The sequence below is a fragment of the Fulvivirga aurantia genome, assembly GCF_009711475.1.
Lineage (GTDB): Bacteria > Bacteroidota > Bacteroidia > Cytophagales > Cyclobacteriaceae > Fulvivirga > Fulvivirga aurantia.
In genome coordinates this window covers 1-3,717 of record NZ_SMMD01000537.1, presented here as the reverse complement: position 1 = coordinate 3,717, position 3,717 = coordinate 1, and the positions used below count along the sequence as shown (strand labels likewise).

Below are 3,717 nucleotides of genomic sequence, written 5' to 3'. Positions count from 1 at the left end.
AAATAACCTATATGGTCTAAGAAATATTCAATATATTGATCAAAAACGACTGTATGAATAATTGTATCGCTTTTCTTATAACTCTCACACTTACCTTTGGGGCATATGCGCAAAATCATCTTCCAGAGGTAGTCAGTGGAGAAATAAAACGCATTGAGAAATTTCAGTCAAACTACGTGACCTCTAGAAATATCGACATCTGGATTCCTGCAGATTATTCAGAGTCGAATAAGTATCCTGTGCTATATATGCATGACGGACAAATGCTCTTTGACCCTGAAAGCACCTGGAATAAGCAAGCATGGAATGTTGATGATGTAGCTTCTCATCTATTTGCAACTGGCAAGATCGAAGAATTTATTGTAGTGGGTATCTGGAATGGTGGGGCTACCAGACATTTTGATTATTTTCCCAATAAACCTTTCAAGTCGTTGTCAGAGGTAGAAAAAGACACAGTAACATCACAGTTGAAAGAAGCATCGATAAATAGTTTGGGTGTATTTAAGCCAAGTTCTGATGAGTACTTAAAGTTTATTGTGGAGGAGTTAAAGCCCTATATTGATGAAAACTATTCGGTACATACCAATAGAGAGAATACTTACATTGCTGGAAGTAGCATGGGTGGGTTAATATCCATGTATGCAATTTGTGAATACCCAGATGTATTTGGCGGTGCCGCTTGTTTATCAACTCACTGGATTGGAACGTTCAATCCACATAATAATCCTGTACCGGAGGCATTTTTAAACTACCTACAAAACAACCTTCCTAACCCAAATAATCATAAGATATATTTTGATTGTGGAGATCAAACCCTCGATAGTTTCTATCCGCAAATACAGAGAAAAGTAGACCAGATCATGATTGATAAAGGTTATGATAGAAGTAGTTGGATGACAAAATACTTTCCTGGTGAAAATCACAGTGAAAATGCCTGGAGTAAAAGACTAAATGTTCCTTTGGAGTTTTTGTTTGAAAAGAAATGATGGACAATTAAGTAATACTTAAAAATATCTTCTTATCAGCTGCTGGCCACTAAATACATCAAAATCAATACTAATGCTTAATTCGTGAGTGCCGTAATTGTTTCGCACCAATTGGGTGGTGGGCAATTCAAAAGAGTAGCCCAGCCTGATTTTATCATTGACTTCAAAGAGCCCAAAGAGGCCTACACCACTCATATTGCGCACAATCACACCTGCCCAGATCGCCTCACCCAAGAGCAGGCTCGAAGAAAGATCTAATGACAGTGGGTTGTTATCTACATATCTTAAAAGACCAGTAAATTTAAGTTTGACCGCAGTGCTTGGGAATATCATAACGCCTCCCGACAGGTAGTAATGTTTTCTATAGCGCGTACTAGTGGTGGATCCGTCATGTACCTCAACATTTAAGATTCTTGGTACTGATGCACCGATAAAAAATCTTTCACCGAGAAGCATGAGCCCTGCCCCAAAATTGGGTTCGGTAAAATTTTCCTCGGTGGGTAGGAGGTCAGGATCATCAAGGTACTCCAGGTTGAGATCAAGGTAATTGTATTTGTAATTAATCAAGCCTGTTTGAAGCCCCATACTCAATCTTGTATTGACACCCACATCTAGTATATAGGCATAAGCTGCTTGTATTTCGATATTTTCGTTTACGCCAAAGCGATCATAAATAGCAGTGAGGCCTGCGCCTACCTTGCCTCTTAAAAGCGAAGTAGAGCCTGTGAGCGTATTGGTAACGGGAGCCCCATCTACACCGGCCCATTGCACCCTTGAGATGAGACCAATGGATAACCGCTCATAGATGCCAGCATAAGCAGGGTTGATCATCAACTGATTAAATTGGTATTGATTATATAGCGGGTCTTGTTGAGCCACAACCGAAAATGACCAAAGAAGGGATAATATGGTTAAAATCCGTTTCATCTCCTCAATACAAAAAAGCCTGATTTTACTTCACTTCCCGTATCTATCGCGTAGTAATAGGTGCCGTTATCAAGTGTTTGATTACTGCCCACATTGCTCTCCCCGGTAAACACAATATCGGCATTGTTGTAACCTGAGGCCTCATAGACAAGGTCACCCCAACGATTGTAGATGTTCACTGTATTGGAAGGGTACTCTTCGATGTTTATGATTTTAAGAAAATCATGTTTGCCATCCTGAGTTTCTGGCGTGATCACATTGATTACGCTGATTTCGGTGCCGGGAGTACTTATAATTCCTGCATAGCCCACTGTAAACAAAGAGCCTGTAGCAGGTTCAGCACTTGTTACATCTCCGGCAATATTGTCACCTGAAAATGTTGAAGCCCCCAGGCTTGAATAGGTGGCGGATGAACCGTTTTGCTGCAAAACAATAGCTTCATTCATTTCCTCTATAAAATCGAGGTCGACAATTGGCAGTGTAATTAAGCTACCATCAAACTGGCCCTCTTCTACTTCAAATGACCAGGCATAATCTGCAATGGCGGAAGCTTGATTACTTTCAAATGTGCTAACCGGATTAGGCTCCAGGGCTTCAAAACCGGCTAAAGTATTAATATTAGAGACGCCATTTAACCTTACGGGAAGGTAAGTAGAGCTAGTTCCAATAGGAAAAAAGCTTTCCTCACTAAGGTGAATAAATAATGGACCGGCTATATACGATTGCTGCGTACCGCCTGAAACAGAAGCATTGTCTTCTATGATTATTCTAGCTCCGTTTTCAGAAACTAATATGCCATCTTGCAAACTTAGGTCATCATTAATGGTGATATCTGCCTGAAATATTTTATTGCCACCACCTCTGATAATCAAGCGTTCAAATGACTGAGCATTGTGATTTACAATCTGATCACCAGCACTATTTAGAGTAAAATCACCGGTTCCTGCATCGTAAGTGCCATTATTTTGCCAGGCCCCGGAGATCAATAAATTTCCATTATTGATGATGGTGCCGTTATTGGTAGCGTTTTCTCCGATAGATAATACCGTGTTTGATTTCACACTGATGGTCATGCCATTATTAAATAAGCTCTGTGCAGAGCTTTGCGCGAAAACTCCACTAATAAACAGGCCGATATAAACGATGCGGTTCATCTTATTTTGTGGTTTCCATAATCAGTCGGCCACTCCAGTTGCTTTGTATGGGGTCTCCAATTATATCTCCGGCTTTTGTACTGTTGATACCCAACTGCACACGTTCGTTAGGAAATAGAAGTAAGTCTACAGAAAAAGAGAAACTGGCAATGTTTTCTGACGATGTCATTAGAATCAAGTGTTCTGGTACGTTATCTACCAACACATAAAACTCACTATCAGCACCGGAATCTACATTAAGCGTTAAAGTGCCTGAGAAATTATATATACCTTCAAATGGAGCAATGAATGAGCTGGCACCATCAAAATCATTATTGAGATCATAATCCACATTTTCAAATATGATAAGAGAAACACCTCCTGTAAGCGCGTGATCTTTACCCACACCAGAGCGAAAAGCGGCTAATTCTGAGATTAAAACAGAACCACCTCCATTGGAAAGGTTGATGCTATTCCCTGATTTACTTAACAATTGTATTTCATTTGAGGGACTATTGTCGTTGTCCGCTACACTTATAACCGTGCCTGATCCACCGCTAATATTTATGGTCCTGTCAGTACCATTCACAACAGAAGATAGATCTTGTATTTCGTTTGTTGGGCTGGCATCTGCGTCATTTACATCATCACCATCAGAGAGTCCGGTGGGT

At 40.3% G+C, this 3,717-nt stretch carries 4 protein-coding genes; 1 reads left to right on the top strand and 3 read right to left on the bottom strand.

Features of this window, described 5'->3' with window-relative positions:
• Positions 1-53 precede the first annotated feature (53 nt).
• Positions 54-986 carry an alpha/beta hydrolase gene (locus E1176_RS04285; RefSeq protein ID WP_155209336.1) on the top strand — a complete coding sequence of 311 codons (933 nt, stop codon included), beginning with the start codon at positions 54-56 and terminating at the stop codon, positions 984-986.
• Between the two features lie 18 nt (positions 987-1,004).
• Here E1176_RS04285 and E1176_RS04280 read toward each other — a convergent pair whose 3' ends face one another.
• The 3 genes from E1176_RS04280 to E1176_RS20505 form a co-directional block, all read right to left on the bottom strand.
• A complete protein-coding gene (locus E1176_RS04280; protein ID WP_155209335.1) occupies positions 1,005-1,913 on the bottom strand; it encodes a PorP/SprF family type IX secretion system membrane protein in 909 nt (302 codons plus the stop codon).
• Entirely contained in the window at positions 1,910-3,067 is a 1,158-nt protein-coding gene (locus E1176_RS04275) for a T9SS type B sorting domain-containing protein (RefSeq protein ID WP_155209334.1), read from the bottom strand. The genes E1176_RS04280 and E1176_RS04275 overlap by 4 nt, the downstream gene beginning before the upstream one ends.
• A 1-nt stretch (position 3,068) precedes the next feature.
• The coding region (locus tag E1176_RS20505) for a complement C1q domain-containing protein (protein ID WP_185152618.1) at positions 3,069-3,717 on the bottom strand (649 nt) is incomplete at its 5' end.

Coding starts and splice junctions, on each gene's coding strand:
- E1176_RS04285 (WP_155209336.1), top strand. CDS start 54: ATGAATAATTGTATCGCTTTTCTTATAACTCTCACACTTACCTTTGGG.
- E1176_RS04280 (WP_155209335.1), bottom strand. CDS start 1,913: ATGAAACGGATTTTAACCATATTATCCCTTCTTTGGTCATTTTCGGTT.
- E1176_RS04275 (WP_155209334.1), bottom strand. CDS start 3,067: ATGAACCGCATCGTTTATATCGGCCTGTTTATTAGTGGAGTTTTCGCG.